This window comes from Cellulomonas sp. NEAU-ZC6, from assembly GCF_056844425.1.
This window is the reverse complement of record NZ_JBXFYH010000002.1, coordinates 327,749-354,418: the sequence shown is the minus strand read 5'-3', so window position 1 is coordinate 354,418 and position 26,670 is coordinate 327,749. Positions and strand designations below refer to the sequence as shown.

At 74.5% G+C, this 26,670-nt stretch carries 24 protein-coding genes; 10 read left to right on the top strand and 14 right to left on the bottom strand.

Going from position 1 to position 26,670, the window contains the following annotated elements; genetic code table 11:
- Positions 1-90: 90 nt before the first annotated feature.
- Together AC1050_RS11810 and AC1050_RS11805 are read right to left on the bottom strand one after the other, a co-directional pair.
- Positions 91-1,701 (bottom strand): DEAD/DEAH box helicase, encoded by a 1,611-nt coding sequence (locus AC1050_RS11810; RefSeq protein ID WP_482387602.1) that lies wholly within the window; start codon positions 1,699-1,701, stop codon positions 91-93.
- A gap of 79 nt (positions 1,702-1,780) precedes the next feature.
- Positions 1,781-2,425, bottom strand: a complete 645-nt coding sequence (locus tag AC1050_RS11805; RefSeq protein ID WP_482387601.1) for a PilZ domain-containing protein — start codon at positions 2,423-2,425, stop codon at positions 1,781-1,783.
- Between the two features lie 314 nt (positions 2,426-2,739).
- On the opposite strand from AC1050_RS11805, the gene AC1050_RS11800 reads away from it, so the two are divergent.
- The 4 genes from AC1050_RS11800 (at position 2,740) to AC1050_RS11785 (ending at position 6,406) form a co-directional block, all read left to right on the top strand.
- Positions 2,740-4,653, top strand: coding sequence for a putative bifunctional diguanylate cyclase/phosphodiesterase (locus tag AC1050_RS11800; RefSeq protein WP_482387600.1), 1,914 nt, complete (start codon positions 2,740-2,742; stop codon positions 4,651-4,653).
- Between the two features lie 103 nt (positions 4,654-4,756).
- Complete coding sequence (locus AC1050_RS11795) at positions 4,757-5,389, top strand: hypothetical protein (RefSeq protein WP_482387599.1); 633 nt, start codon at positions 4,757-4,759, stop codon at positions 5,387-5,389.
- A 26-nt stretch (positions 5,390-5,415) separates the two neighbouring features.
- Complete coding sequence (locus AC1050_RS11790; RefSeq protein WP_482387598.1) at positions 5,416-6,150, top strand: S24/S26 family peptidase; 735 nt, start codon at positions 5,416-5,418, stop codon at positions 6,148-6,150.
- Positions 6,131-6,406 (top strand): hypothetical protein, encoded by a 276-nt coding sequence (locus AC1050_RS11785; protein ID WP_482387597.1) that lies wholly within the window; start codon positions 6,131-6,133, stop codon positions 6,404-6,406. The genes AC1050_RS11790 and AC1050_RS11785 overlap by 20 nt, the downstream gene beginning before the upstream one ends.
- 80 nt (positions 6,407-6,486) lie before the next feature.
- Here the strand turns inward: AC1050_RS11785 and AC1050_RS11780 are convergent, their stop codons facing one another.
- Positions 6,487-7,029, bottom strand: coding sequence for a DUF4870 domain-containing protein (locus AC1050_RS11780; protein ID WP_482387596.1), 543 nt, complete (start codon positions 7,027-7,029; stop codon positions 6,487-6,489).
- 57 nt (positions 7,030-7,086) lie between these two features.
- On the opposite strand from AC1050_RS11780, the gene AC1050_RS11775 reads away from it, so the two are divergent.
- Complete coding sequence (locus tag AC1050_RS11775) at positions 7,087-7,758, top strand: phosphoribosyltransferase (protein WP_482387595.1); 672 nt, start codon at positions 7,087-7,089, stop codon at positions 7,756-7,758.
- Here the strand turns inward: AC1050_RS11775 and AC1050_RS11770 are convergent.
- The 4 genes from AC1050_RS11770 to AC1050_RS11755 all read right to left on the bottom strand — a co-directional run bounded on the left by AC1050_RS11770 (position 7,751) and on the right by AC1050_RS11755 (position 14,971).
- Positions 7,751-8,782 carry a glycosyltransferase family 2 protein gene (locus AC1050_RS11770; protein ID WP_482387594.1) on the bottom strand — a complete coding sequence of 344 codons (1,032 nt, stop codon included), beginning with the start codon at positions 8,780-8,782 and terminating at the stop codon, positions 7,751-7,753. The two genes, AC1050_RS11775 and AC1050_RS11770, sit on opposite strands and share 8 nt — an antisense overlap.
- Positions 8,779-9,417, bottom strand: a complete 639-nt coding sequence (locus tag AC1050_RS11765; protein WP_482387593.1) for a hypothetical protein — start codon at positions 9,415-9,417, stop codon at positions 8,779-8,781. The genes AC1050_RS11770 and AC1050_RS11765 overlap by 4 nt, the downstream gene beginning before the upstream one ends.
- 30 nt (positions 9,418-9,447) lie before the next feature.
- The gene (locus AC1050_RS11760; RefSeq protein ID WP_482387592.1) at positions 9,448-11,850 is read right to left on the bottom strand and encodes a glycoside hydrolase family 3 C-terminal domain-containing protein; all 2,403 of its coding nucleotides are present in this window, start codon (positions 11,848-11,850) and stop codon (positions 9,448-9,450) included.
- A 100-nt stretch (positions 11,851-11,950) separates the two neighbouring features.
- Positions 11,951-14,971 (bottom strand): glycoside hydrolase family 3 protein, encoded by a 3,021-nt coding sequence (locus tag AC1050_RS11755; RefSeq protein WP_482387591.1) that lies wholly within the window; start codon positions 14,969-14,971, stop codon positions 11,951-11,953.
- 215 nt (positions 14,972-15,186) lie between these two features.
- Between AC1050_RS11755 and glf the strand changes: the two genes are divergently transcribed.
- Complete coding sequence (glf, locus tag AC1050_RS11750) at positions 15,187-16,368, top strand: UDP-galactopyranose mutase (RefSeq protein ID WP_482387590.1); 1,182 nt, start codon at positions 15,187-15,189, stop codon at positions 16,366-16,368.
- 11 nt (positions 16,369-16,379) lie between these two features.
- On the opposite strand, the gene AC1050_RS11745 is transcribed toward glf, so the two are convergent.
- From AC1050_RS11745 to AC1050_RS11730, 4 genes are all read right to left on the bottom strand, one after another.
- On the bottom strand, positions 16,380-17,720 hold the full coding sequence (locus tag AC1050_RS11745) for an ATP-binding protein (RefSeq protein WP_482387589.1): 1,341 nt from the start codon (positions 17,718-17,720) through the stop codon (positions 16,380-16,382).
- Positions 17,717-18,430, bottom strand: coding sequence for a LytR/AlgR family response regulator transcription factor (locus AC1050_RS11740; RefSeq protein ID WP_482387588.1), 714 nt, complete (start codon positions 18,428-18,430; stop codon positions 17,717-17,719). The genes AC1050_RS11745 and AC1050_RS11740 overlap by 4 nt, the downstream gene beginning before the upstream one ends.
- Positions 18,431-18,526: 96 nt before the next feature.
- Complete coding sequence (locus AC1050_RS11735) at positions 18,527-19,261, bottom strand: alpha/beta fold hydrolase (protein ID WP_482387587.1); 735 nt, start codon at positions 19,259-19,261, stop codon at positions 18,527-18,529.
- Between the two features lie 44 nt (positions 19,262-19,305).
- Positions 19,306-19,575, bottom strand: coding sequence for an acylphosphatase (locus tag AC1050_RS11730; protein ID WP_482387586.1), 270 nt, complete (start codon positions 19,573-19,575; stop codon positions 19,306-19,308).
- A 75-nt stretch (positions 19,576-19,650) separates the two neighbouring features.
- Here AC1050_RS11730 and AC1050_RS11725 point away from each other — a divergent pair, with 75 nt between their 5' ends.
- From AC1050_RS11725 to AC1050_RS11715, 3 genes are all read left to right on the top strand, one after another.
- A complete protein-coding gene (locus AC1050_RS11725) occupies positions 19,651-20,496 on the top strand; it encodes a hypothetical protein (protein ID WP_482387585.1) in 846 nt (281 codons plus the stop codon).
- Between the two features lie 93 nt (positions 20,497-20,589).
- Positions 20,590-21,621 (top strand): NAD(P)-dependent alcohol dehydrogenase, encoded by a 1,032-nt coding sequence (locus tag AC1050_RS11720; protein WP_482387584.1) that lies wholly within the window; start codon positions 20,590-20,592, stop codon positions 21,619-21,621.
- 104 nt (positions 21,622-21,725) lie between these two features.
- A complete protein-coding gene (locus AC1050_RS11715) occupies positions 21,726-22,136 on the top strand; it encodes a DoxX family protein (RefSeq protein WP_482387583.1) in 411 nt (136 codons plus the stop codon).
- A 76-nt stretch (positions 22,137-22,212) separates the two neighbouring features.
- Here AC1050_RS11715 and AC1050_RS11710 read toward each other — a convergent pair whose 3' ends face one another.
- Positions 22,213-23,607, bottom strand: a complete 1,395-nt coding sequence (locus tag AC1050_RS11710) for an FAD-binding oxidoreductase (protein ID WP_482387582.1) — start codon at positions 23,605-23,607, stop codon at positions 22,213-22,215.
- Between the two features lie 153 nt (positions 23,608-23,760).
- Between AC1050_RS11710 and AC1050_RS11705 the strand changes: the two genes are divergently transcribed.
- Positions 23,761-24,876: a helix-turn-helix transcriptional regulator gene (locus tag AC1050_RS11705; protein WP_482387581.1), complete on the top strand. Its 1,116-nt coding sequence runs from the start codon at positions 23,761-23,763 to the stop codon at positions 24,874-24,876.
- A 3-nt stretch (positions 24,877-24,879) separates the two neighbouring features.
- On the opposite strand, the gene AC1050_RS11700 is transcribed toward AC1050_RS11705, so the two are convergent.
- Positions 24,880-25,311 (bottom strand): hypothetical protein, encoded by a 432-nt coding sequence (locus tag AC1050_RS11700; RefSeq protein ID WP_482387580.1) that lies wholly within the window; start codon positions 25,309-25,311, stop codon positions 24,880-24,882.
- A 36-nt stretch (positions 25,312-25,347) separates the two neighbouring features.
- Positions 25,348-26,493: a GNAT family N-acetyltransferase gene (locus AC1050_RS11695; protein ID WP_482387579.1), complete on the bottom strand. Its 1,146-nt coding sequence runs from the start codon at positions 26,491-26,493 to the stop codon at positions 25,348-25,350.
- Positions 26,494-26,670 lie beyond the last annotated feature (177 nt).

Sequence of the window (26,670 nt, the reverse complement as noted above, 5' to 3'; positions counted from 1 at the left end):
CTGCCCCCCACCACCCCCCCCCCACCCAAACACACCCCGGCGGTCTGTGCGTTTTCCCCCCCCCCACGCCGGTGCTCGGCCTCGCGGGGACTACTGCGCGGTGCGCGCGCCGGCCGAGCGGCCGCGGCCGCCGCGGTGCCGACGGCGGCTCTCGCCACCCGCGCCACCGGCAGCGCCGGCGCCACCGGAACGAGCACCGCCCTGGCCGCCGCCGGAGCGCGCGCCGCCGCCCGAGCCGCCGGCCGACGGGGCGTCGCCGCCCGAGCTCCAGCGCACCATCGAGCCGCCCAGCGCGGGCACGCCCTGGCCGCGGCCACGTCCACCGCCGCCGGACCGCCCGCGGCCGCCGCCCTCGGCGGGACGCGAGCCCTGCTCGCCACCGGCGCGGCCGCCCGCGGCACCACCGCGACGACGGGAGCCGCCGGCGGAGCCGGAACCGGCCCGGCCCGCACCGGCAGGCGCGGCACCGCGGCCGGAGCCGGCGGGACGCTGCCGCGACGGGCTCTGCACGGCCGGGGCCGCGGCCGGCGTGACGTGCGCGGCGACCTCGCCGACCAGCGCGGCGACGACCGGGGACCCGGGCGCGACGCGCTGCGGCGTCACGGTGATCTTGGCCTTGCGGGTCAGGTCGCGGACGTCGCCGGCCTGCTCGGGCAGCTGCACGGTGACGACGTCGCCGCCGGAGCCCGCGCGGGCCGTGCGGCCGGAGCGGTGCAGGTACGCCTTGTGCTCGGCCGGCGGGTCGACGTGCACGACGAGCTCGATGTCGTCGACGTGGATGCCGCGGGCCGCGATGTCGGTGGCGACCAGCACCCTCACCTCGCCCGAGGTGAACGCCGCGAGGTTGCGCTCGCGCGCGCCCTGGCCGAGGTTGCCCTGCAGGTCGACGGCGGGGATGCCGTCCTGCGTGAGCTGCTTGGCCAGCTTCTTGGCCTGGTGCTTGGTGCGGGTGAACAGCACGCGGCGGCCGGTGCCGGAGGCGAGCTCGGTGACGACCTGCTTCTTGGCGTCCGCGTCCGACACGACCAGCACGTGGTGCACCATCGTCGACACCGGGGCGACCTCGGGGTCGACCGAGTGCGTCGTCGGCTTCTCGAGGTAGCGCTTGACCAGGGTGTCCACGCCGTTGTCCAGGGTGGCCGAGAACAGCAGGCGCTGGCCGCCGCGCGGCGTCTTGTCGAGCAGGCGCTTGACGACCGGCAGGAAGCCGAGGTCGGCCATGTGGTCGGCCTCGTCGAGCACGGTGATCTCGACCGCGTCGAGCGAGCACAGGCCCTGCTTGATCAGGTCCTCGAGCCGGCCGGGGCAGGCGACCAGGACGTCGATGCCGCCGTTGAGCGCGCTGACCTGCCGGCTCTGCGCGACGCCGCCGAACACGGTGGTCGAGGACAGGCCGGCGACCTGCGCCAGCGGCTCGACGGTGGCGTGGATCTGCGTGGCGAGCTCGCGCGTCGGCGCCAGGATCAGCGCGCGCGGCCGGGCCTTGGCCCGCTGGGCCTTGGAGTCGGACAGGCGGGCGACGACCGGCAGGGCGAACGCGACGGTCTTGCCGGAGCCGGTGCGGCCGCGGCCGAGCACGTCGCGGCCGGCGAGCGTGTCGGGCAGCGTCGCGGCCTGGATGGGGAACGGGTCGGTGATGCCGCGCTGGGCGAGGGACTTCGCGAGGGCGGCGGGGACACCGAGGTCGGTGAAGCTGGGCATGGCTGAGGCGCCTTTCCGGCGTTGGGTCAGGGGTCCTGACGTCCACGCACGCGGGCGGCGACCGGCGCCGGCGGCTCAGTCAGGCGAGCTTCTGCTGGCGGCGCTGGGCGCCCTGCGTGCGCAGGACGTAGGAGAAGAGCTCGTCCGTCTCCCGCGGGGAGGTCTCGACGAACTGGCAGCCGTAGTGCGTCCCACTCCGTGACGGCTGGGCGCGGACGACGACCGCCTGCAGCCAGAACGCAGCCGACAGCTCGGGGAAGACGAACCTCACCGAGCTCCCCGGAGGCAGCTCGGTCTGACTCATCATACGCATCCCGTGCGCCGACACGTCGAGGACGGTGAACGTGAAGGGCACCTCACCGGCCGCGGCGGCCTCCGCCGGGGCGCCGTCCTCGCCGTCCTCGGGCGCCGCGAGCGTCGCGAAGCCCTCGCACTCGACCGTGACCGACACCCGCGCGACCGCGCGCTTCTGCAGCGTGGACAGCAGCTCGACGCCGGTGAACGCGACGGTGTCCGCGGACACGCGCGCGACGTCGCCCTGGTACAGGCACTCCCCCCGCGCGTCGTCCAGCACGCGCAGCAGGTAGGTCTCGTCCTCCGCCACGCCGCGGACGATCCCCTCGGTGCCCACCCAGAGCACGCCGTCCTCGAACGTGCGGACGTAGCCGCTCAGGGCGGTGCGCCCGTCGTCGTGCTCGACGGAGCAGAGCGCGAGCTCGTGCATGGCAGTCCATCCGGGGGAGGTGCAGGCTGGGGGCGGGTGGAGGCTACCCCGCGGTCCGGCGCCGGGACGTGAGCCGAACGGGTGCGGCGACGTGTCGCGGGACGAATCACCCGGTCTCCTGACCAGGCAGTACAAAGTAGGGCGAAACGCCGCATCGAGGATCTTCTCGCCATTTCCGGCATCACCCCCCTACTCTCGGCGCAGGCCGTCCGGACCGCGGCGGCCCACCCTGCGAGCACTCGAGGCCCGAGCTGGCAACCGCACACCGACGCTGGCCGCTGACCCGGTACTTCGCCGTCGTCAGCGTCGTCGCCATGCTCGCCCTGGGCGTGACGCTGGTGCTCGTCGTCTCCAACGTGATGCAGGACCAGGCCCGGCGCGACGGGGTGGCGCTCGCCCGCAGCATCGAGTCCTACGCCTCCGCGAGCGTGCCGGACGAGGCCTTCACGGTCGGCGTGCTGGCCGGCCCGGACGCCGCCCGCGTGACGGACCAGGTCGACGGGTTCCGCGACCTGCGCCGCCTGCGGCTGTGGACGGTCGACGGCACGCTGCTCTACGACTCCCTCGCGGACAGCACCGGGTTCCCCGACGGCGACCGGCTCGACGCCGCGACCCGGCAGCGCGAGCCGGTGGCGCAGCTGGTCACCGAGGTGCGCGGGGCCGAGCTGGGCGGTACCGGCGGCACCGAGACCACGCTGCTCGACGTGTACGTGCCGGTGCAGCACGGCGGCGTGGTGGTCGGCGCCGCCGAGGTGATGCTGGACTACCAGGGCACCACCGACGCGGTGGCCTCGGCCACCCGCACCGTCACGCTCGTGGTGGCCGGCGGCCTGATCCTGCTGTGGCTGCTGCTGTTCCGCACGGTGCGCAACGCCTCGCTGCGGCTGCAGACCTCCGCGCTGGAGAACGCGCGCCTGGCCCTGCTCGACTCGCTGACCGGGCTGCCGAACCGCCGCATGCTCGCCGACCGCCTGGAGCGGGCCATCGACGGGCACCGGGAGAACGGCAGCACCGTCGGGCTGATGCTGCTGGACATCGACCGGTTCAAGGACATCAACGACTCCCTCGGGCACGACCGGGGCGACGAGCTGCTGGAGCAGGTGGCCCAGCGGCTGCGCGGCTCGCTGCGCGAGGACGACGTCGTGGCCCGGCTCGGCGGCGACGAGTTCGCCATCCTGCTCCCCGACGTGGTGTCCGTCGCCGACGCCGACGCCGCCGCCCGCCGGGTCAAGGCGCTGTTCGTGCCGCCCTTCATGCTGGGCGACCTGGCGCTGCACGTGGACACCTCCATCGGCGTCGCCTGCCTGCCGGACCACGCCGACGACGCGTCCTCGCTGATGCGGATGGCCGACGTCGCCATGTACACCGCCAAGACGCACCGGCTGGGCGTCGCGGTGTACTCGCCGGAGGAGGACGACTCCTCCCCCGCGCGCCTCGTGCTGCTGGGCGACCTGCACCGCGCGCTCGGCGTCGACGACGAGCTCCGGCTGCACTACCAGCCCAAGATCGACCTGCGCACCGGCCGCACCGTCGGCCTCGAGGCGCTGATGCGCTGGCGGCACCCCACCCGCGGGATGCTGCCGCCCGACCTGTTCATCCCGCTCGCCGAGCAGTCCGGCCTGATCCACGACCTGACCCGGTACGCCCTGCGGGAGTGCGTCGCCCAGCTGGCCGCCTGGAACGCCGAGGGCGACCCGGTCCCCGTCGCCGTCAACCTGTCGGCGCACGACGTCACCACGCACGCGGTGGTCGAGGTCATCGAGGACCTCCTGGCGGAGCACGCGGTCCCGCCCGAGCTGCTCGAGGTCGAGATCACCGAGACCGCCCTGGTCAGCGACCCGTCGCGCGTCGTGCCGGTGCTGCAGCGGCTCGGCGACGCGGGCGTGCGGGTGTCCATCGACGACTTCGGGATCGGCAACACCTCGATCTCCCAGCTGCGGGACCTGCCCGTGCACGGGCTCAAGATCGACCGGCTGTTCGTGGCGGACATGGCCGGCACCGGGCGCGAGGGCTCCGAGGTGATCGTCAAGGCGATGGTCGACCTGGCGCACTCGTTCGGGCTGCAGGTCGTCGCGGAGGGCGTCGAGGACGCCGCCACCGCCGAGGCGCTGCGCCGGCTGACCGTCGACCAGGCGCAGGGCTACCTGTACTCGCCGGCGGTCGCCGCGGACCGGCTGCGGGCCGAGGACCTGCCCCGTGACCGGGCGTCGCGACACGCCGTCACGTGATTCACTCCGGAATCGGGCAGATCGCCTCAAGGTGCGCGACCATCTGACCGATAGGCACCTGTACGCCCGATTCCCGCTCACCCGTGAGGATGACGAACCCCCGATGGACGAGCTGCTCCGCGAGATGATCACCCCGCCCCCGCCGAAGCGGGACCCGGCGCGCCAGCGCCGCCTGGTCGCGACCGTGGCGATCCTCGGCATGGCCGGGCTCGGGATGACCTCCCTCGTCACCTCCGCGATCTTCACGGACAACGACGACACCGGCCGGTCCGGCATCATCACCGGCTCCGTGGACGTCGAGGCCGGCGAGGACGCCGCCTTCACGCTGCCGCCCGGCAACCTGGCCCCCGGCGACGAGGTCTACAGCCCCGTCACGGTGACCAACGCCGGCTCGCTCGCGCTGGTCTACGGCGTCCAGTACCAGGCGACCAGCCCCGACGACGCCGCACTGGCCGGGGCGCTGTCCCTGGACCTGTTCGCCGTCCCCGCCGCGAGCTGCACCGAGGCGGGCCTCGCCGGTGCCGCGCCGATCGGCACCGCCGGCCCCGGCCTGGCCGGGACGCCGACCGACATCGTCACGGAGCAGCGGCCGCTGATCGCCGCCGGGTCCGAGGAGCTGTGCGTGCGCGTCTCCCTGCCGCTCGAGCTCGGCAACGAGTACCAGAACAGCCAGGCCGACCTGTCGCTGCGGTTCAACGCGGTGCAGGACCCGACCGACCCGCACCGCACCTCCTGAGAGCCGCGTGAGGCGCTGAACCCCCGATGAGCACGAGGCCGGCACCGACGGTCGAGCGCCGGGCACCCCACCCGGAGCGACCTCGGCACGCCACCGCCGTCACCACCCGCCGCCGCGTCCTGCGGACGGCGCTGTGGACGGTCATCGTCGTGTGCGGGATTGCCTACGCCGGGTCGCTCGCGGTGCCGCTGTGGTTCCAGGCCAACGGCCAGCGGCTGCTGATCGTCACCTCCGGGTCGATGTCCGGCCCGGAGCAGGGGTCGTTCGACGCCGGCGACGCGGTGGTGATGCGCCGGATCGACGACCCCTCGCAGCTGCGGGTCGGCCAGGTGGCGACGTTCTGGCCCGCGGGCTCCGACCAGCTCGTCACCCACCGGATCATCGCGCTGCGCAACCTGCCGGTCATGCAGCAGGACGCCGCCAGCGGGAAGATGGTGCAGACCGTCGACCCGGACACCGGCGAGCCGCTGACCAGGCCGTACATCTTCACCAAGGGCGACGCCAACAGCGAGCCCGACAAGAACGCCACGCCGCTGTCCCAGGTGCGCGGCATCATCCTGCACGTCTACCCGCGCTGGGGCTGGGTGCTGGACTGGGCCGGGTCCGCCCAGGGGCGCGCCGTCATGCTGGCCCCGCCGCTCGCCGCCCTGGTGACGCTCGAGGTCCTGTCCCTGCTCGACGACCGCCGGGCCCGCCGGGCCGCCGGCGAGCGCCGGGCCTCCGTCCGCGAGCAGCACGACGATGCGCTCCTCCTCGGCTGACGCGGCGGCCGCAGCCGCCGCCGGCACCGGGCCCGCCGCGCCCGCCCCGGGCCCGGTGCTCGGGCGCTGGGGCCGGCTCGTGCTCGGCGTGCTGCTGCTCGGTGCCGCGCTGCTCGGGCCCGCGGTCGGGTTCACGTCGGCCCAGTTCGGCGACAGCGCCGAGGTCACGATCACGATCTCCGTCTCCCCCACCGCGCCCGCCCCGTCGACGCCGGCCCCCACGGCCACGCTCGACGCCCCCGCCGACCTGCCCTGACCCAGGGCGGTCGGCCGCCCGGGGTCCCGGGGGCGTGGTGCCGGCGCGCGGAACCAGCGCCTGCTGAGCGCCCGGAGCGGTCAGCCCCGGATGAAGGGGATCGCCAGCCGGGTCGCGAGGACCTGGCCCCGGCCCGCCCGCACCATCCCGCGCACCACCATCACGAGGTGCGCCACCCCCAGGGGGAAGATCAGGACGAACGGGATCAGCGCGCGGTCGCCCGGCGTCGGGCCGAGCGCGAGGGCGAGCGCCACGACCGTGCCGATCATGACGACGCAGACCAGGACGACCGTCAGCCCCCAGTTCGCCGCGTGCCGCGCGTTCTCCGCGGCGACGGGCGACCGCCGACGCTGCGACGGGTACGCGCACGCCATCGCCACCCCCGCGATCACCAGGCTGAACAACGGGATGGGGAGGTAGGCGAGCAGACCGAGGCCCCAGGACAGGGTGCCGGTGGGGACCGCGGCGCGGTACGCCCCCGGCGCGGGCCGGCCGGCGCCCCGGGCCGCCTGCTCGTCCAGGAGCGCCTGGGCCGCCTCCTCGGGGGTGAACCCCGCGGCGACCAGGGCCTCGCGGGCACGGCGGTCGGCGGCGGTCTCGTATCGCGGCTGGGCAGGGTGCATCGGGTCACCGTACCGAGCGCCCCGCCCCCGCGCGGCGCGAGTAGCGTCGGAAGCACCATGCGAGGCCGGGAGCCGTTCGCCGACCGGGCGCAGGCGGGTGCCGCGCTCGCGGGCCGGCTCGCGTCCTACGCGGGGCGGGCGGACGTGCTGGTGCTGGCGCTGCCGCGGGGCGGGGTCCCGGTCGCGGCGCCGGTGGCCGCGGCGCTGCGGGTCCCGCTCGACGTGCTGGTGGTGCGCAAGCTGGGCGTGCCGGAGCAGCCGGAGCTGGCGATGGGGGCCCTGGCGGGCATCGGCGGCGGCGTCGAGGAGGTGCTGAACCGCCGGGTGCTGGCGGCGGCGCGCGTCCCCGAGGCCGACCTGGCCGAGGTGCGCGTCACCGAGCTGGCCGCGCTGCGCCGCCGGGAGCAGGCGCTCCGCCGCGAGCTGCCGCCGCTGCCGGTCGAGGGCCGGGTCGTCGTGGTGGTCGACGACGGCGCCGCGACGGGGTCGACGGTCCGCGCCGCCGTGGCCGCCCTGCGCCGGCACAGTGCCGCGCGGGTCGTGGTGGCGCTGCCCGTCTGCCCGCCGGACACCGCCGCCGCGCTGGCGCGCGAGACCGACGAGCTGGTGTGCCTGCGGGTGCCGGCGACGTTCCGCGCCGTCGGGCTGGAGTACGCGGACTTCGAGCCGCCGGCGGACGCCGACGTGCTGGCGCTGCTGCGCGCGAGCCGGGCGCGCGGGGTCAGCTGAAGCCGATGGTCCGCTGCGCCACCCGGTACGCCAGCACGGACAGCCGGCGCCCCGCGGGGCCCGGCAGGTTCACCAGCTGACCGAGCAGCGACCGGCGCACCCTGCGGTACAGGTACGGGTCCTGCGCGCGCAGCCCGGACCACAGCCGGTCCTTCTCCGCCAGCGCCTCCGGGGTGCCGGCGCGCAGCAGCAGGACCGAGGACACCGCGCAGATGGTCGCGACGTCGTGCAGCCGGTAGGCCTGCAGCCGCCGGTCGGTGACCCGGACCCGCGACACGTGGTCCAGCATCAGCCGGTTGACCCGCAGCTGCTGGTCGATCCGGCGCAGGTGCACGGCCTCGGCCACCGACTGGTCCTCGCGCCCGATGAAGTACCGGTACAGGTCCACGTCCAGGTAGTAGAGGGTGCGGACGTGCGCGAGCGGCACCAGGGCGTAGAGGTTGTCGACGTAGAACGTGTGCTCGGGCAGGCGCAGCCCGGACTCGCGCAGCACCGCGGTGCGGTAGGTCAGGGCGTGCATCATCAGGTACTGCCGCGCGCCGAACCGGCGGGTGGCCGACCAGCCCACGACCCGGCCCGACGGCAGGGCTCCGCGGTACCGGACGACGGTCTTGGTGCGCTTGCCGACCTTCTCGTAGACGAAGTTCGACACCAGCAGGTCGACCCGGCGGCCGCCGTCGAGGAAGCCCCGCAGCGTCGCCACGACGAGCGCGAGCGCGTCCCGGTCGAGCCAGTCGTCCGCGTCGACGACCTTGAGGTAGGCCCCGCGGGCGTGGTCCAGCCCGGTGTTGATCGCCGAGCCGTGCCCGCCGTTCGGCTTGCTCAGCACCCGGACCTCGCCCGGGAACCGGTCGGCGTAGCCCTGCGCCAGCGCGGCCGTGCCGTCCGTCGACCCGTCGTCCACGACGAGCACCTCCACGTCGGGGCCGAGCCCGACGAGGGTGTCCAGCGCGCGGGCGAGGTACGGCTCCGCGTCGTAGGCGGGGACGACGACGGACAGCACCGGGCCGTCTGCTGGGCTCACGCCTGGCGCACCTCCGCGGGTTCCCCGGCGGCGGCCGGAGCGGCGTCCTCCGGCTGCTGCCGGAAGATGACCTTGAAGATCGGGAAGAACACCCAGAACGAGATGGCGGCGTTGATGATCATCGTGACGAAGTCCGCCAGGGTCTCGCCGGTGCCGCCCAGGCCCCAGGTGTCGATGAGCAGATCGTAGACGGGCGCCTTGTACAGGCCCTGCAGCGCAGCGGCGGCGATCGTGATGAGGACGTAGGCGACCGCGTACCAGGACGCCGCCTTCACCACCGACGAGCTCGACTTGAACGTGATGCTGCGCTGGGCGAAGAAGTTGATCACCTGGGCGATCAGCAGGGTGATCTGCACGGCGAGGAAGTACGCGAGCCCGCCGCCGCCCGCGGGCAGGGCGCCCGCGGCGTAGTCGAACACGAAGTACTGCGAGCCGTCCGGGTTGGACCCGACGGGCCAGACCTGGAACGCGGTGTCCACCAGCGACGTCATGCCGAACAGCCACTTGATCGCCGGCATCAGCGCGAGCTGCAGCACCGTGATGCCGTTGCTGAGGACGAAGAACACGACGAACTGGGCCACACCGGGACGCGCCGTGGCGAACCGGCCCCAGGCGGCCTTCAGACGGGTGAGCATGCGAGCGGGTCTCTCTTCCGTGGTGCGGGGTCAGGCGTCGCCGCGCAGGCGGCGGGCGGTGGCGCGGTTCGCGCGGGCGTTGCGGACGAACCCGCGCACGGTGGCGCCCGCGCCGCTGAGGAACCGGCCGTTCACGATCCGGACGATGCCGTCGACCATCTCGGCGCTGACCATCCCGTTGGTCATCTTCCCGATGGCCCGGAACGGCATGTTGAGCAGGAACAGGATGTTCAGGTCGGGCTCGCCCCGGCGGTCCGCCCGGTCCCGCAGCAGCGCGAGCACCCGGTACGCCAGGCGGGCCAGCGGGGAGCGCGCGGTCTGCATCCGGCCGAGGGCGTCGTTGACGCCGAGCGGGCCGTCCCAGGTCGCGGCGGGCACGGGCCGGCCGAGCAGCGCGGCGAAGTCGCCGTCCGGGACGTGCCGGACGTCGCCGGTGCGGTACCGCGCGGGGGCGGGGTCGTCCGTGACGGGCGGGACGGTCCCCGTGACCGCCACGGTCGCGGACAGCGGCAGGTCGTCGACGTGGGCGCCCGCGAGCACGGCGAACTCGCCCTGCTCGACCTGCCACGCGCCGGTGCGGACGTCCCAGTGCCGGAACGCGGCGTCGCCGAGCGGGACCGTGACGGTCGCCGACTCCCCCGGGGCCAGCTCGACCCGGGCGAAGCCGGCGAGCGTGCGGTCGGGGCGGTGCACGCCCGGCGACTCCCGGCGCACGTAGACCTGCACCACGTCGGCGCCGGCGACCGCGCCGGTGTTGGTGACGGTCACGGTGGCGGCGTCGGTGGTCGCCACCAGGCCGGAGTAGGCGAACGTGGTGTACGACAGCCCGAACCCGAACGGGAACGTCACGGGCACGCCGGCGGTCGTGTAGTAGCGGTAGCCGACGAACAGGCCCTCGCGGTACTCGGCCGTGCGCTGCTGCCCGGGGAACGTGTCGGCCGTCGGGGTGTCGGACAGCCGCACCGGCACGGTCTCGGCGAGCCGGCCCGACGGGTTCACCGCGCCGGTGAGCACGTCGAGCAGCGCTCCGGCCCCGGCCTGCCCGGACAGGTAGCCGTGCACGACGGCCCGCGCGCGGCCGAGCCAGGGCATCTCCACCACGCCGCCGGCGCTCAGCACGACCACGACGTCCGGGTTCACGGCGGCGACCGCCGCGAGCAGCTCGGTCTGCGCGGCGTGCAGCGCCAGCGTGGAGCGGTCCAGGCCCTCGGACTCGGCGATCTCGTCCAGGCCGAGGAACAGCAGCACGACGTCGGCCTCCCGGGCGGCCTCGACCGCCTCGGCACGCAGGGCGGCGTCGGGGGTGCCGTTGCGACGGAACCCGGGCGCGAACGTCGTCATCGTCAGCCCGCTGTCCCCGATGACGTCCAGCACCGAGTCCAGCCGGGTCGGGTTCACGGCGGACGACCCGGCGCCCTGGTAGCGCGGGGTGCGGGCGAAGTCGCCGATGACGGCGACCCGGGTCCCGCGCGGCAGCGGCAGGATCGCCTCGTCGTTCTTCAGCAGCACCGCCGACCGGGACGCCACCCGGCGGGCCAGGGCGTGGTGGGCGTCGACGTCCACGGCCGGCGCGGTCCCGGGCTCGCGCGCCTCGGCGACCAGTCGCAGCACCTCGGCGGCGCGGGCGTCCAGGTCCGCCTCGGCCAGCCGGCCCTGCTGCACCGCGGCCACCAGCTGACGCGCGGAGTCCAGGCCGGCCGCAGGCATCTCGAGCGTGCCGCCTGCCGCGGCCGCGGCCACGATGTCGTTGGAGCCGCCCCAGTCGGAGACGACCACGCCGTCGAAGCCCCACTCCTCGCGCAGCACCGTGCCGAGCAGGAACGGGTCCTCGTGGGCGTAGGTGCCGTTGACCCGGTTGTAGGCCGACATGATCGTGCGCGGCCGTGCCGTCTCGACCACGATGCCGAACGCGGTCAGGTAGATCTCGCGCAGCGTGCGCTCGTCGACCACGGAGTCCGACGCCATCCGGCGCAGCTCCTGGGAGTTCGCCGCGTAGTGCTTCGGGCTGGCCGCGACGCCCTGGGACTGGATGCCGCGCACGTAGGCCGCGGCCATCCGCCCCGCGAGCAGTGGGTCCTCGGAGAAGTACTCGAAGTTCCGCCCGCCCAGCGGCGAGCGCTTGATGTTCAGGCCCGGGCCGAGCAGCACGTCGACGTCCTGGGCCGCGGCCTCGGCGCCGAGCGCGCGCCCGACCTGCTCGGCCAGCTCGGGGTCCCAGGTGCTCGCCACCGCGGCGGCCGTGGGGAAGCAGGTCGCGGGCTGGGACTCGGCGATGCCGAGGTGGTCCGCCGCGCCGGTCTGCTTGCGCACGCCGTGCGGGCCGTCGGCCAGCCACAGCGACCGCACCCCGTGCCGGGGCAGGTCGTGGGTCTCCCAGACCGACTTCCCGGTCAGCAGGGCGGCCTTCTCCAGCAGGGACAGGTTCTCGGTCATCGCGGGCGGCGTCCTCATCGGTGCGCGGGTGCGGGGCGGTACGGGGTGCGGGCCCCGGCCGGCTCGCGCGGGCGAGCCGGCCGGGGGTCCGGCAGGAGGCTCAGCGGGCGGGGGTGCCCGCGGAGTCCTCGTCGGCGACCGGGGTGCGGTCGCCCTCGGCGGCGGCGGTGCCCGCGGCGTCCGTGCCCGTGGCGGCCACGGCGGCGTCCGCGTCGCGGCGCCGGCGCACGCGCCGCACCACCCAGACGACGCCGAGCACCAGCAGGATCCCGAGCACCACGTCGACCGCGATCTGCACGTAGCGCCAGGTCGGCGGCGTGTAGTCGAGCGTGGCGCCGGACGCGATGCCGTTCATCGCGTTGGAGTTCGCGACCGTGTACAGGATGTTGTGCGTCGCCGTGCGGATGTTGGTCACGGCCTCCGCGGAGGTCGTGTCCTGCAGCACCTTCATCGGCTGGAACGTCAGCATCAGGTCCGAGCCCGCGCGGATCGCCTGGTCCGGGTACATGTACTCGTACAGGTTGAAGTCCGTGATCGCGAAGCCGCGGAAGCCCCACTCGTCGCGCAGGACCGTGTCCATCAGCGCGACGGAGCCGCCGGCCCAGGTGGACCCGATCCGGTTGAACGAGCTCATGACGGCCGTGGCGGCGCGCATCTCCCGCGTCTCGACCGTGCCCTGGTCGTCGGCGATGTACTCCATCTCGACGGTGGCGTTCTTGAACGGCAGCTCGAACGCCTTGAGGTAGATCTCGCGGATCGCCTGCTCGTTGGCCCAGGTCGCGACGCCGTGGTTGACGCGGTTGGTCTCCTGGTCGTTCATCGCGAAGTGCTTCATCGCGGTGTAGACGCCCTTGGTGGCCGCACCCTCGACGACCGAGGTCGCGAGCTCGCCGGACAGCACCGGGTCCTCCGAGTAGTACTCGAAGTTGCGGCCCGCGAACGGGGAGCGGTGCAGGTTGACCGCCGGCGCGTACCAGCCGTTGGCGTCGAGGGTCAGCGCCTCGTTGCCGATGGACACGCCCATGGCCTCGGCCAGGTCGACGTTCCAGGTCTGGCCCAGCAGCACCTCGGACGGGTAGGCCACGCCCGAGATCGCGTCGTTGATGAACGAGCTGAAGCCGGCCGGGCCGTCGTAGTCGTTCGTGACCTCCTTGACGACCGAGTTGATCGCCCCGGTGTTGTAGGCGCCGTTGAGGATGACCGAGGTCATCTCCTCGACCGGGATCTGGTCGAGCAGCGCGTCCCACGACGGGTCGTCGTAGTCCAGGCCGCGCATGTCGATCAGGCCCAGGTCGCCCTCGGCGCCCTGCGTCGGCATCTCGGCGTCGGACGCCCCGTTGACGGCCGCGGCGTCGTACTCCTGGAACGCCGCCACGACCTCGTCGGTCGCCGTGGTGTCGGCCGCGGTGGGCGCCGTCGGGAAGGTCCCGGCGAAGTCCGCGCGGGACAGGTTGAGGATCTTGCCCTCCTCGGCGGTGTCGACGAACGCCGCGTTCACGTCGTCGAACTGGTTGGTGACCTCGACCTGGTCGGACGCGCGGTGGTCCTCGCCGGAGTAGGTCACGGTCTCGTCGACGGTGTAGGTGATCGGCGCGGTGCCCGCGGTGACGGTGTGCGAGTCGTCCTGCACGGTCAGCGTGTAGTCGCCGGCGTCGAGCACGTAGGCCTGCGCGTCCCGGTAGTCGTAGGACGCCATGTCCTCGACCGCGACGGTCAGGGTGACGGTCTCCGAGGCGCCCGGCTCGAGCACGTCGGTCTTGTCGAAGGCGCCGAGCACCACCGACGACTTCTCGATGCCGCCCGGCGTGTACGGGGCCGAGTAGTACAGCTGCACGACCTGCTTGCCCGCGACGTCACCGGTGTTGGTCACCTCGACGTCGACCGCGATCTCGCCGTCGACCTCGCCGAGCCGCTGCCCGGTGACCTCCTGGCTGAACGTCGTGTAGCTCAGGCCGTACCCGAACGGGTAGACGACGGCCTCGTCGTAGTCCAGGAAGCCCTCGGTGGCCGCGGTCTCGTAGTACCGGTAGCCGACGTAGATGCCCTCCTCGTACTGGACGAAGTACGCGCCGCCGTCGACGCCCTTGGCCTCGTCCGTGCCGAGGCCGGAGATGTTGTCGTAGGCGTAGCTGCCGAAGTTCTGGAACGTCGGGTCCGCGGTGAAGTCCGCGGCGTAGATGTCGACCGTGCGGCCGGACGGGTTGACCTCGCCGGTCAGCACCTTGCCGAGCGCGCTGAGCCCGCTCTGGCCGGGCGAGCCGATCTGCAGCACGGCGTCCACGCCGGCGTCGTCGGCGACCGGGCCGAGCTCCATGCTGGTGGAGGCGTTCACGACGACCACGACGGTCTCGAAGCTCTCGCCGGCCAGCGCGATGAGGTCCTTCTCGTCCTGGTTCAGCTCCAGCTGGTGCTGGCCCTCGGTGTAGTTCTCGTCCCAGCCCTCCATCGAGGTGGCCAGGTCGCCGCCCTCGCCGCCGGCGCGGCCGATGACGACCACCGCGGCGTCGGAGTAGTCCGCGAAGCTCGCGCGCGCCTCGTCCGAGTAGTCCGCGACCGGCATCTCACCGATGGTGTAGACGGAGTCGGCGGGCAGGTCCATGACGATGTTCGTCTTGGGGGCGTCGGCCGCGAAGGTCTCCAGCTCGTCGTAGACGGTGCCGTTGACGCCGATGCCCGCGGCCTCCAGGCCGTCGCGGAAGCTCACCGCGGTGCTGGTGTCGGTCGAGCCGGAGCCCGAGCCGCCGTAGACCGGGTCCGCGGCGGTGCGGCCGAGCAGGGTGACCTGCGGAGCGTCGCCGGCGAGCGGGAGGGCCCCGCCCTCGTTCTTCAGCAGGACGATGCCCTCGGCGGCGATCTCCTGGACCAGCGCGTCGGCGGCGGCCGCGGCGTCGTCCGCGGAGTCGAAGTCCGCCTGGTTGTACGTGGTGTCCCAGTCCGCGGCCTCGTCGGCGTTGGTGACTGTGTAGGTGCCGGTGCCCAGCTGCGAGGCCACCCAGTTGGAGTAGACGCCCAGCAGGATGTTCGCGACGACGGCGACGACGAGCACGAGTCCCAGCACCGGGACCCAGATGGACAGGAACTTCTTGTTGGACATCGGCCTCTTCGCCGCTCTGCTGCTCACGAGGAGTCTCTCCTTCGAGTCGTGGGGGTGCCCGGAGGCGAGCCCAGACAACCGTCCGGGCGGTGCAGCACCGGTTCCCGGCGCACGATCTGTCGGTTCCGGCGCACGAACTGTCGCCGTCGTCGCACGTTCACCACGCAGCCTCGCGGGCGCCCTACACTCGCAGCGCCCAGGCGGCATCCCGAGCCGCTCCCCCGCCCCGGAAGGCGCTCCGCATGGACCTGCTCGTCGTCGGAGCCGGCCTGTTCGGCCTGACGATCGCCGAGCGCGCCGCGGAGTCCGGGCTGCGCGTGACCGTGATCGACCGGCGCGACCACCTGGGCGGCAACGCGTGGAGCAGCGTCGACGAGGCCACGGGCATCGAGGTGCACCGGTACGGGTCGCACATCTTCCACACGTCCAACGAGCGGGTCTGGCAGTACGCCCGCCGGTTCACAGCCTTCACGGACTACCGGCACCGGGTGTACTCCACGCACCGCGGCACGGTGTTCCCGCTGCCGATCAACCTGGGCACGCTCAACCAGTTCTTCGGCGCCGCGATGGGGCCGGACGCCGCGCGGGCGCTGGTGGCGGAGCAGGCCGCCGAGGTGGACGGCGCCACCGCGACGAACCTCGAGGACAAGGCGATCTCGCTGATCGGCCGCCCGCTGTACGAGGCGTTCATCCGGGACTACACCGCCAAGCAGTGGCAGACCGACCCGCGGTCGCTGCCGGCCTCCGTGATCACCCGGCTCCCCGTGCGCTACACCTACGACAACCGGTACTTCTCCGACACGTACGAGGGCCTGCCCGCCCACGGCTACGGGCCGTGGTTCGAGGCGATGGCCGCGCACCCGCGCATCGACGTGCACCTCGGGACGGACTTCTTCGACGCCGGCCAGCCGCTCAGCAGGGACGGCGCGCGCGGGCAGGTGCCGATCGTCTACACCGGCCCGGTGGACCGGTACTTCGGCCAGCACGCCGGCGAGCTCGGCTGGCGCACCCTGGACCTGGAGACCGAGACCCTGCCGGTGCGGGACTTCCAGGGCACGAGCGTCATGAACTACGCCGACCTCGACACCCCGTACACCCGCGTCCACGAGTTCCGGCACTACCACCCGGAGCGCGAGCACCGGCACGCGCAGGACAGCACCGTCGTCATGCGGGAGCGGTCCCGGTTCGCCCTGCCCGGCGACGAGCCGTACTACCCCGTCGCCACGCCGCAGGACCGCGCGCGCCTGCGGGCCTACCGCGACCTCGCGGACGACGAGCCGGACGTGCACTTCGGTGGCCGGCTCGGGTCCTACCTGTACCTCGACATGCACATGGCGATCGCGTCCGCGCAGTCGCTGTGGGCCAGCGGAGCGGTGCTCGAGCGGTCGGCGCCGGCCCTGGCGGCGCGGGTCGCGACGGCCTGACCGCGGCGTCCTCAGGTCCGCACCGGCACCGCGGCGCGGTCGTGCGGCATCGGCACGAGGATCCGCAGCACGAACCAGCCGTCCTCGGTGTTGACGGTCATCGAGCCGCCGTACTTCTCCGCCGTGTACCGGATCGACTTGAGCCCGTAGCCGTGCCGGTCGCGGTCGGCCCGGCGGGTGACGATGTCGCCGTCCTCGGTGCGGAGCTCGCCGGAGAAGTAGTTCTCGAACGTCATCATGACGAACCGGTCCCGGGCGAACAGCGCGACCTTGATCAGCCGCTTCTCCGGCTCCGGCACGGCCAGGACGCCGTCGATGGCGTTGTCCAGCGCGTTGCCGAACACGGCCGAGACGTCCATCGCCGACATGAAGTCCAGCGCCGCGCCGTCGGCCACGTAGGTCAGGTCGATGCCCCGCTCCGCGCACTCCAGGCTCTTGGTGGTGAGGATGACGTCCAGCACCCCGTTCCCGGTGTCGGCCTGCGCGGCGTAGCCGGACACGCTGGCCTCCAGGCTGTCCAGGTAGTCCGCGCGCAGCGCCGGGTCGCCCTCGGCCCGGATGACCGCGATCTGGTGCTTGAGGTCGTGGTACTTGCGGTTGACGATCTCGATGCTGCGCTTGGACTGCAGGTACTGGCCGTGCTGCCGGCGCAGCATCTCGTCGATCGCCTTCACCTCGGCGCGCGCCCGGTGCTGCAGCCTCTGCCCCTGCTGCGCGTACAGCGCGACGAACCCGCAGAGGTCCACGAGCGTGCGGATGTAGAAGATCTCCAGCCCCAGCCGGCCGCTGAACGGGGTGTTCGCGTTGAGGAAGCTGATGTTGCTCATGAAGAACGTGACCAGCGCGATCGCGAACGCCGAGGCCAGCTCGCCGTAGGTGACGTCGAGGGGCTGGACGGGCCGGAAGTGCCGCGCCTCGATCAGGTACGCCCCGACGAACGCCACCGCGTAGGCCGCGACCCCGAACGCCACCTGGACGCCCGTCCCGGGACGGCCGTCCGCGAGGAAGAAGAAGCAGTGGATCTGCCAGTGCGCCGCCGCCACGAGCTCGGCCAGCACCAGCGCCCGCGCCGCGAAGTAGCCCGCGTCCCGTGCCGACACCCGGGCCGCCGACACGATGAAGCCGTACATGCAGGCCACCGCCGCGGCCATGCCCAGCGACCACAGCGACAGCGGCAGCCGGTCGGCCAGCTCCTGCACGCCGACCAGCACGAGCAGCGCCGCGGCCGCGACCAGCACCAGCCGCCCCAGCGGCAGCCGCTGGCGGCGCAGCAGGACGTAGACCAGGCACGCCGCCCACTCCGCGACCCCGGTGAGCACCCGCGGGATGTCGGGCAGCGTCTCGACGATCACGCCGACCGCGCCCCGAGGTAGTCCGTCAGGGCCGCGAGGAACGCCTTCTTCCGCGGCCGGCTGATCAGCAGGTCGTGCCCGCCGACCATGAGCGCGCTGCTGCCCTGCACCCCCAGGACGTGCCGGAGGTTGACCACGTAGCCGCTGTTGCTGCGGAAGAAGCTCTTGCCCTCGAGCTCCGCCTCCAGCCCCTTGAGCGGGCCGACCACCGAGTACCGGCCGTCCACCGTGTGCACCGTCGTGCGGTGCTTGGCGCTCTCCAGGAACACGATGTCGTCCGTCGCCACCCGGACCAGACCGCCGTCGACGGTGAGCAGCAGGTAGTCCGCGGACCGCCGCCGCAGCCGCGCGACCGAGCGCTTGATCTCCTGCGAGAACGCGAAGTACGGCACCGGCTTGAGCACGTAGCTCAGCGCGTCGACCTCGTAGCCGCGGATCGCGTGCTGCGTCATGTTGGTGATGAACACGATGACGACGTCCCGGTCGACCTGCCGGATCCGCTCCGCGGCGCTGAACCCGTCCAGGTGCGGCATCTCGACGTCGAGCAGCAGGATGTCGAACACGGGCCGGTACCCGGAGACGACGTCCGCGCCGTCCGGGAAGTGCGTGATCGCGAAGGCCTCGCCGTGCTCGCGCTCGTACCGGCGCAGGTGGTCGAGCAGGAGCGCAGCGCTCGCTGCGTCGTCCTCGACGATGCCGATCCTGATCACGATGCCGTTCCCCGGGGGTGTGCGTCTCCCCCGCGCGGCCGATGCTAGGCGAGACGCACCTGACGTGTCACCCACGGGCGCTGGCGCGGCGCCGGCTCAGGTCGGGACGGCCATGGCCTCCTCGGCCTCGACCTCGCCCTCGACGGCCCGGACGACCGCCGCCGCCAGGTCGTCCGGCCGGCTCAGCTGCGGCCAGTGCCCGGTGGGCAGCTCGATGATCGTCACGTCCCGCACCCGGGCCAGCTCGCGCACGTACGGGTGGTCCTTCGCCATCAGGTCGCGCAGCACGTGCTCGGGCATCGTCGAGGTGATCACGGTGACCGGCACCTGGTAGCGGCGGTCGTCGTGCAGCCGCTGCGGGCCGTTCGCCACCAGGGGCGGCACCGACACGGCGCGCGCGCGGAAGCCGGCGCGGATCTCGTCGGTGAGGCCCTCGAGCTCCTCCTCCTCGAAGACGCCCCAGTCCGGCAGCGGCACGACGCCGTCGACCACCGGCAGCTCGTCGTTGACCACGCCGCCGTCGGCCAGCGGGCCGCTGTCCACGTACACCACCTGCTCGACCCGGTCCGGGCGGGCGTCCGCCACGGCGTGCGCGACCGCGCCGCCGCCGGAGTGCCCGACGACCACGAACGGGCCGTCCATGCCGTCGATCAGCTGGACGACCGCGGCCGCCTGGTCGGCCAGCGTGATGCCGGCGACCTCGTCCGCCGCGCCGCCGGCGCCCAGGGGCGTCACGGGGTGCGGGGTGTGTCCGGCGGCCGCGAGGGCCTCGGAGACCGGCGCCCAGGAGGACGCGTCGAGCCAGAACCCGGGGATGAGGACGACGTTCATGGTCCGACCGTAGACGTGACCTCCGACACACGACCAGGGGGGCGTCAGCCCACGACGTCGAAGCCGTCCGACCCGTCCGGCTCGGCGTCCGACACGTCGACCCCGGTCACGTCGGCGAGCCGGGGGCCGCGGCGCGCCCACCGGGTCAGCTCCTCGACGGCGTCCGGGGACCCCGCGGCGAGCGCCTCGACCGTGCCGTCGGCCCGGTTCCGCACCCAGCCCGTCACGCCGAGCCGCCGCGCCTCGGCGGCGAGCGAGGCGCGGTACCCGACGCCCTGGACGGATCCGTGCACGACGAGGTGGCGAGCGGTCACCACCTCAGTGTGGTCGCCGTCGGCCGCCCGCGCTCGGGTAGGTTGCCGGTCACCGACGGCACCCGAGGAGGCCCCGTGCAGCGACCGCTCGCGGCAGAGGTCCTGGACCGTCCCGTCCGTGGCGGCATGGGCCGCGGCTTCCTCTGGCTCGTCGCCGTCGGCAACGCCGTGCTCGGCGGCGCCCTGACCGTCGTGGCGCTCGCGGTGCTCACGCAGCCGGGGACCTGGTCGACCGCGACCTCGCTGCTCGTCGCCCTGGTCGGGGTCTTCTGGGTCGCCGCCGGGTCCGTGGGCTTCCACCGGCTGTACCTGCGCCGCAACCCGCTGGACGGCGCGCGCATCACGCTCGACCCGGTGCGTGGCCGGCCCGCGGTGGTGCTGCCCTGGTCGTCGACCGTGATCGCGGTGCCCGCCGCCACCCTGACCGGGCTGGTCGTGCTGCTCGCGGCGGCGACCGTGCTCCAGCTCGCCCAGGGCGACGGCGGGGCCGGGGCCTGGTTCACCGGCGGGCTCGCCGTGGTCCTGCTGCCGCTGCTGCCCGACTCCTGGCTGCGCCTGCGCCGCGAGCCGTGGCTCGCGCTGACCGTGGACGGCGTGGTCGTGCACGGCTGGGACGGCGACGGCGAGCTGGCGTGGGACGACGTCCGCGGGGTCGAGCTGGCGGACGCCGGGTCGTGGACGACGCTGCGCGTGCTGGCGCGGCCCGGGGCCGCGCCCTCGTGGCGCCGCCGGCCACGCGTGCTCCTCGCGCCCGCCCCGCGCGGCGCGTACCTGGAGGTCCCGCTGCCCGCGGTGGACGTCCACCCGTACCTGCTGGCCGGGGCGATCACCCACTACGCCGAGCACCCGGCGGCGCGGCGGGAGATCGGGGACGGTTCCGCGCGCATCCGGCTGCTGGAGCGGCTGCGGCCCGTCGGCTGACTGAAAGGCGACCGGGTGGTAGTTGACACTTCAAGCGTATGGTGGATGCATCTACCACGTACCCGGGCGTCGTCCCGGAGGAAGAGGCGCGTCATGAAGGCCCTGCAGTACCGCGAGATCGGATCCCGTCCCGAGCTGGTCGAGGTCGACCGGCCGACCCCCGGTCCGTCGGAGGTGCTGCTGCGCGTGACCGCCGCCGGAGCCTGCCACTCCGACGAGTTCATCATGGGCACGTCCGCGGAGGACTACTACTTCAAGCCGGTGCCGCTGACCCTCGGCCACGAGGTCGCGGGCGTCGTCGAGGAGATCGGCGCCGGGGTGCACGGCGTCGAGGTCGGCGAGAGCGTCCTGGTCTACGGCCCGTGGGGCTGCGGCCGCTGCTACGCCTGCGCGTCGGGCGAGGAGCAGAACTGCGAGCAGGGCATGCGCGCGCCCGGCATCTTCAGCGACGGCGGCATGGCGGAGTACATGATCGTCGACGACGCGCGGCACCTCGTGCCGCTCGGCGACCTGGACCCGGTGCAGAACGTGTCGCTCACCGACGCGGGCCTCACCCCGTACCGCGCCGTGAAGTCCGCGCTCCCCCGCCTGGTCCCGGGCAGCACCGCCGTGGTCATCGGCTCGGGCGGGCTCGGGCACGTGGCGATCCAGATCCTCAAGGCGCTGACGCAGAGCACCGTCGTCGTGCTGGACGTCGCCGAGGACAAGCTGGCGTTCGCCCGCGAGGTCGGCGCCGACCACGCGTTCCTGTCGGACCCCGACGCCGTCGAGTCCGTCAAGGGCCTGACCCGGGGCCTCGGCGCGGACGTGGTGTTCGACTTCGTGGGCATCCAGCCGACCGCCGACCTGGCCGGCAGCATGGTCCGCGTGGGCGGCGACGTCGTGGTCGTCGGCGTCGCGTCCGGCGCCGTGCGCATCGGGCAGACCACGGTGCCGCTCGACGTGAACGGCCGGGCCATCAACTGGGGCTCGCGCACCGAGCTGATGGAGGTCGTCGAGCTCGCGAAGCGCGGCGCGATCACCATCCACGTCGAGGAGTTCGGCCTCGACCGGGCGACCGAGGCGTACGAGCGCCTGCACGCCGGGACGATCCGCGGACGCGCCGTGGTGGTGCCGGGCCGCTGACCGCCGCGCGAGCGGGCCGGGCGGGCGCGAGCGGGCGGGCGCGAGCGGGCGGGCCGGGCGGGCGCGAGCGGGCGGGACCGGGTGCCCTCGTCGAGGATGGCCGGGTGACCACCACCGAGCCCCGCGCCGCCCGCCCGCTCGGTCGCGGGGCGGCCGCCGTCGCCGCCGCGTTCGCCGTCTCCGGCGTGGTGCACCTGGTGCGGCCGCAGGTGTTCGAGCCGATCGTGCCGCGCGCGCTCCCCCGCCCGCGGCAGCTCGTCCTCGTGTCCGGGGTCGCCGAGCTGGCGTGCGCGGCGGGGCTGGCGCTGCCGGCCACCCGCCGCGTCGCCGGTCCCGCGAGCGCCGCCCTGCTCGTGGCGGTGTTCCCCGCGAACGTGCAGATGGCCGTCGACGCGGTGCACGGCGCGCGCGGCGCGCTCCCGGACCGCCGCCGGACCGCCCGCGCCGCCGTCACGCTCGCGCGCCTGCCGCTGCAGCTGCCCCTCGTGCGCTGGGCCTGGTCGGCCGGCCGCTGAGCGGCGGACTGGCGGCTGCCGGGCGACTGCCTGCGGGCCGGTCCGTCCCCCTGCGCGGGACCGGCCCACCGGCGGTTCAGCCGGCGACCGGCCGGTTGCTGCGGATCAGCCCGCCGGGGTCGACGGCGGCCTTGACGGCCCGCAGCCGCTCGAGCGTCGCGGACCCGTAGGCCCGCTCGATCGACTCGTCGCGGTCCAGGAACGTGAGCGGCGCGGTCCCGGTGCTCCACGGCGCGAACGTCGTGAACAGCCGGTCCAGCGCGGCGTTCACGACGGGGACGAGCTCGGGCACCGGGACCATGGTCAGCCCGGTCAGCAGGTACGGCTCGGGTGCGGCACCGGCCGCACCCGGTACCCGCTCGCGCGCGAGCGCCCCGCCGACGTGCCGGACCTGCACCTGCATGAGCGGCGTGGCGGCGGCGGTGCCGGCCACGGCGATCAGGGCGTCGATCGCGGCGTCGTCGAAGGCGTGCAGGCGCGTCCCGGCGAGCACGGCCGGCACGGGGTCGACCGGCTCCTCGGCGAGCAGCCCGACCTCCCCGGGCGCGAGCGGGCGGAAGGTGTCGCGCAGCACCGGGCCCGCGGCGCGGACCGGGGCCAGCAGGCGCTCGGCCTCGGCGGCGTCGCCCAGGTAGGTGGCCATGACCACGGCGAGCGAGACGCCGCGCAGCTCCTCGGGGATGAACGGCACGTCGGGCAGGTGCATGATCGTCGCCCAGGTCGACAGCGCCTCGGGGGCCTGCTCCGTCACCTCGCGGAACGCGCGCAGCACCGGCCTGGCGGCGTCGACGGGGAACGCGAGCAGCCCGCCGTAGACCTCCGGCGCCGGGTGCAGCTCGAGCTCCACGGCGGTGACGAGCGCGAAGTCGCCGCCGCCGCCGCGCAGCGCCCACAGCAGGTCGGCGTCCTCCGGGCGGTCGCCGCGCACCCAGCGGTGCGCGCCGCCCGCGTCGACCACCTCGACGGCCCGCACCGAGCCGGCGCCCGTGCCGTACGCCCGGCTGAACCAGGACAGGCCGCCGCCCAGGCAGTACCCGACCACGGTCACGTCGCCGTTGGACCCGATCAGCCCGGTGAGGCCCGTGCCGTCCAGCGCGGTCTGCAGCGCGCCCCACGTGACGCCGGCGCCCACCCGGGCGACCCGTGCGCCCGCGTCGACCCAGACGTCGTCCAGCGCGGCGGTGCGCACCACGACGGTGCCGTCGAGCGCGCTGCTGGCGCCGTGGCCGCGGGGCTGCGCGCTGACCGGGACGCCGTGCGCGCCGGCCCACCGCACGACGGCCACGACGTCGGCCGCGTCGGCCGCCAGCACCAGCGCGGTGGGCTGCTGGTCGACCAGCCGGTTCCACGGCAGCCGGGCCTCGTCCCAGCCGGCGTCGCCGGGTGCGAGGACGGTGCCGCGGACGGAGCGGCGGAGGTCGTCGAGGTCGAGGTCGCCCAGGGGTGCCGGGGCACGGAGCTCTGTCGTCATGCCGACGAGCGTCCTCGCCCGCCCCGGCCGCGGGTATCCCAGGAACCTGGGGTCTCGTCGAGCCATCGGTCAGGTCCGGGCGACAGCCGGGCGGACGGGCGAAATCCGGACAAACCGGGTGACGCCTGCGAGGTGCGGCGGGACGATCGCTGCATGGCGACCCTCCGGACCGAGCCCGTGCAGCGCGGGCTCGACGCCCTGGCACGCTCCGGCCTGGACTGGCGCGACTTCGTCCGGGCCGCGTTCGACCTGCTCGCGGCGGCCGTCCCGCACGACGCCGCGTGCATCGGACCCGTCGACCCGGAGACGGGCCTGCTCACCGGCTCGGTCAAGCAGAACCTCGGCGACGAGCTCGACGCCGAGTTCCTGCAGCACGAGTACGTCACCGACGAGGTGAACCTGTTCCGCTCCCTCGCCCGGCGCACGCAGCCCGTCGGGATCCTCGCGGACGACACCGGCGGCGACCCGCGGCGCAGCAGCCGGCACCGCGACATCTTCGTGCCGCACTGGTCGCTGGACCACGAGATGCGGGCGTCCGGCCGCGTCGACGGGCACACCTGGGCGGCGATCGCGCTCTACCGCAACGGGTCGACCAGCGGCTTCGGTCCCGCCGAGGCGGACTTCCTGGGCCGCGTCGCGACGACCCTCGCCGTCGGCGTGCGCGCCGGGCTGGTCACCGCCGCGGCCGCCCCGCCCGAGCCGCGGGTCGCGGGGCCGGCGGTGCTGGTCGTCGACGCGGACAACACGGTCAGCCGGCTCAGCCCCGCCGCGGAGGCGCGGGTCGCGGAGCTCGGCGGCTCCGGCTGGGGCGCGCTGCCCACGCCGGTCGCCGCGATCACCGCCGCCGCCCGGGCGCTCGCCGACGGCCGGTTCGACTCCGTGCCCCGGCTGCGGGTCCGCACCCGGTCGGGCCAGTGGCTGGTCGTGCACGCCGCCCCGCTCGCCGGGCGGGACGGCGCCGGCCGGCAGGTGGTGGTCACCGTGGAGGAGGCGGGACCGCCCGAGATCGTGCCGCTGGTGGTCGCGGCGTTCGGCCTGACCGGCCGGGAGCGGGACGTCGTCGCCGGGGTGCTGCAGGGCGCGAGCACCCAGGAGATCAGCCGCACGCTGCACCTGTCGCCCTACACGGTGCAGGACCACCTCAAGGCGGTCTTCGACAAGGCCGGGGTCAGCAGCCGCCGCGAGCTGGTCGCGCGGGTGTTCTTCGACCACTACGCCCCGCGGTTCGCCACCGACCTGACCCCCGGCGGGTGGTTCGTGCCGGCGTGAGCCTCAGGCGTCGTCGCGGCGCAGCGGCACGCCGAGCACCGTCGTCTGCGGCGCGGGCAGCGTGTCGAGGCCGTCGGGCACCGCCGGCACACCGCCGTCGGGCACGGGGCCGACCCACACCCGCCAGGTGGTCCCGTCGAGCACCAGCAGCCCCGGGACCACGAGCCGCGCGCGGCTGCCCGCCCGCGCCCGCTGGTCCCGCAGCGGGGGCGCGTGCTCCGCCGGCACGAACCCGACCAGCTGGTTCCGGCAGTGCAGCACCAGCCCGTCGCCGCGGCCCGGGTCCACCGTCAGGTCGACGGGCACGGGCCGGCCCGTCGCCCGCTCGGCGGCGGCGAGCACCCCGAGCAGCGCGGTCTGCAGGGCGCGCGCCTCGGCGGCGTGGAACCCGGAGGCGACCTCGGCGTCGACGCGCGGGCTGCGGAACGGTGTCACGGGGCCCAGCGTGCCACGCCGCGGCGGGCCGCGGCCTCAGTCCGGGACCAGCCCGAGGCGCCGGGCCGTCGGGACCGCGCGCAGCACCGCGCGCGCCGCCGGGCCGCCGGTGGCCACCAGCAGGTCGACGTGGTCCCGGCTGTCCGGGAAGATCCGCGCGCCCGTCGCGTACCGGGAGTCGAACGCCGGGTCGAAGAACGGGGCGTCCGTCGTGCCGAACAGGTACGTCATGCTCGCGATCCGCCCGACCGAGCCCGGGCTGTACCGCCGGTGCCGCTCCGCGTACGCGTCGAGGAACCCGAAGTACGCCGACCCCGACCGCAGCGCGTAGCCCATCCACAGCGTCTCGCCGCCCGCCGCGAGCCGGACCAGCAGCAGGTCCTTGTCCCGCCGGAACCGCGCGACGACCTCGCGGAACCACCGCTCGGCCACGGGGTCCAGCGCCAGCGCGGCCCCGCCCCGGCCGGCGTCGCCCTTCCAGCCGGCCGCCTGCAGCGCGAGGAACGCGTCGTCCCCGGACGGGTCCCCGCTGAGGTCGTGCAGCTCGAGCGGGCCGCCCGTCTCGCGCACCAGACCCCGGACGCCCCGGCGCATGTTCCGGCGCTCGTCGGTCGGCATGTGGTCCCAGGACAGCGGCGGGTCGACCAGCGGCCCCGGCCCCTCGGGCACCGGCAGCACCGTGACCCGGTCCCGCGGCGCGAACGCGGCCGCGCTGCGGCGGCGCTCCAGGACCTCGACCCGGGACCCGGCCGCCACCGCGTCCAGCGCCGCAGCGACCGCGCCGTCCGCCGGGACGTGCTGCAGCTGGAGCAGGCCCGGCAGGCCGGTGCGGGTCGCCCCGCGCAGCAGCGCGCCGAGCGCCTCGGCCTCGCGGCCGGCCCGCAGCAGCGGGTGGTGCCGGTCCGCGTGCCAGGTCATGAAGGTGGCACCGGTGGTCGCCGCGCGCAGCGGGACCCGCGCCGCGAGCGGCTTGGTGGCCACCGCGAGCGCCGCGAGCCACTCGGCACCGTCCTGCACCACGAGCACCCGGAGGTCGGCCGCCTCGTCGCCCCGGTCGCGCGCCGGCACCAGGAACCGGGGGTCCAGGTACATGTTCGGCTCGACGGCGTGCACGGCCAGCCGGTGCCACGCGTGCACGTCGTCCTCGGTCACCTCGGCCAGCGAGAGCAGCCTGATCTGCACGTCGTCCTCCCCCGGGGCGCCACGGCCTGACGTCGCTCGTGAGGGGAGCCTAGGGACGATGCGTGTCCGATTTGTCCCGCTTCAGGGGTGAACCGAACCCCGACCGCGGGACCGGGTTCACGGGCGGCGGCGGGACCGCCGCAGCCGCGCGACGTCCTCGCTGCTCACCGCCTCGGC

Excerpts from the sequence above, each read along its gene's own strand:
- AC1050_RS11760 (WP_482387592.1), bottom strand. The coding sequence starts at position 11,850 with ATGACCGAGAACCTGTCCCTGCTGGAGAAGGCCGCCCTGCTGACCGGG.
- AC1050_RS11805 (WP_482387601.1), bottom strand. The coding sequence starts at position 2,425 with ATGCACGAGCTCGCGCTCTGCTCCGTCGAGCACGACGACGGGCGCACC.
- AC1050_RS11795 (WP_482387599.1), top strand. The coding sequence starts at position 4,757 with ATGGACGAGCTGCTCCGCGAGATGATCACCCCGCCCCCGCCGAAGCGG.
- AC1050_RS11705 (WP_482387581.1), top strand. The coding sequence starts at position 23,761 with ATGGCGACCCTCCGGACCGAGCCCGTGCAGCGCGGGCTCGACGCCCTG.
- AC1050_RS11735 (WP_482387587.1), bottom strand. The coding sequence starts at position 19,261 with ATGAACGTCGTCCTCATCCCCGGGTTCTGGCTCGACGCGTCCTCCTGG.
- AC1050_RS11790 (WP_482387598.1), top strand. The coding sequence starts at position 5,416 with ATGAGCACGAGGCCGGCACCGACGGTCGAGCGCCGGGCACCCCACCCG.
- AC1050_RS11775 (WP_482387595.1), top strand. The coding sequence starts at position 7,087 with ATGCGAGGCCGGGAGCCGTTCGCCGACCGGGCGCAGGCGGGTGCCGCG.
- AC1050_RS11800 (WP_482387600.1), top strand. The coding sequence starts at position 2,740 with ATGCTCGCCCTGGGCGTGACGCTGGTGCTCGTCGTCTCCAACGTGATG.
- AC1050_RS11720 (WP_482387584.1), top strand. The coding sequence starts at position 20,590 with ATGAAGGCCCTGCAGTACCGCGAGATCGGATCCCGTCCCGAGCTGGTC.
- AC1050_RS11810 (WP_482387602.1), bottom strand. The coding sequence starts at position 1,701 with ATGCCCAGCTTCACCGACCTCGGTGTCCCCGCCGCCCTCGCGAAGTCC.
- AC1050_RS11780 (WP_482387596.1), bottom strand. The coding sequence starts at position 7,029 with ATGCACCCTGCCCAGCCGCGATACGAGACCGCCGCCGACCGCCGTGCC.
- AC1050_RS11785 (WP_482387597.1), top strand. The coding sequence starts at position 6,131 with ATGCGCTCCTCCTCGGCTGACGCGGCGGCCGCAGCCGCCGCCGGCACC.
- AC1050_RS11710 (WP_482387582.1), bottom strand. The coding sequence starts at position 23,607 with ATGACGACAGAGCTCCGTGCCCCGGCACCCCTGGGCGACCTCGACCTC.
- AC1050_RS11765 (WP_482387593.1), bottom strand. The coding sequence starts at position 9,417 with ATGCTCACCCGTCTGAAGGCCGCCTGGGGCCGGTTCGCCACGGCGCGT.
- glf (WP_482387590.1), top strand. The coding sequence starts at position 15,187 with ATGGACCTGCTCGTCGTCGGAGCCGGCCTGTTCGGCCTGACGATCGCC.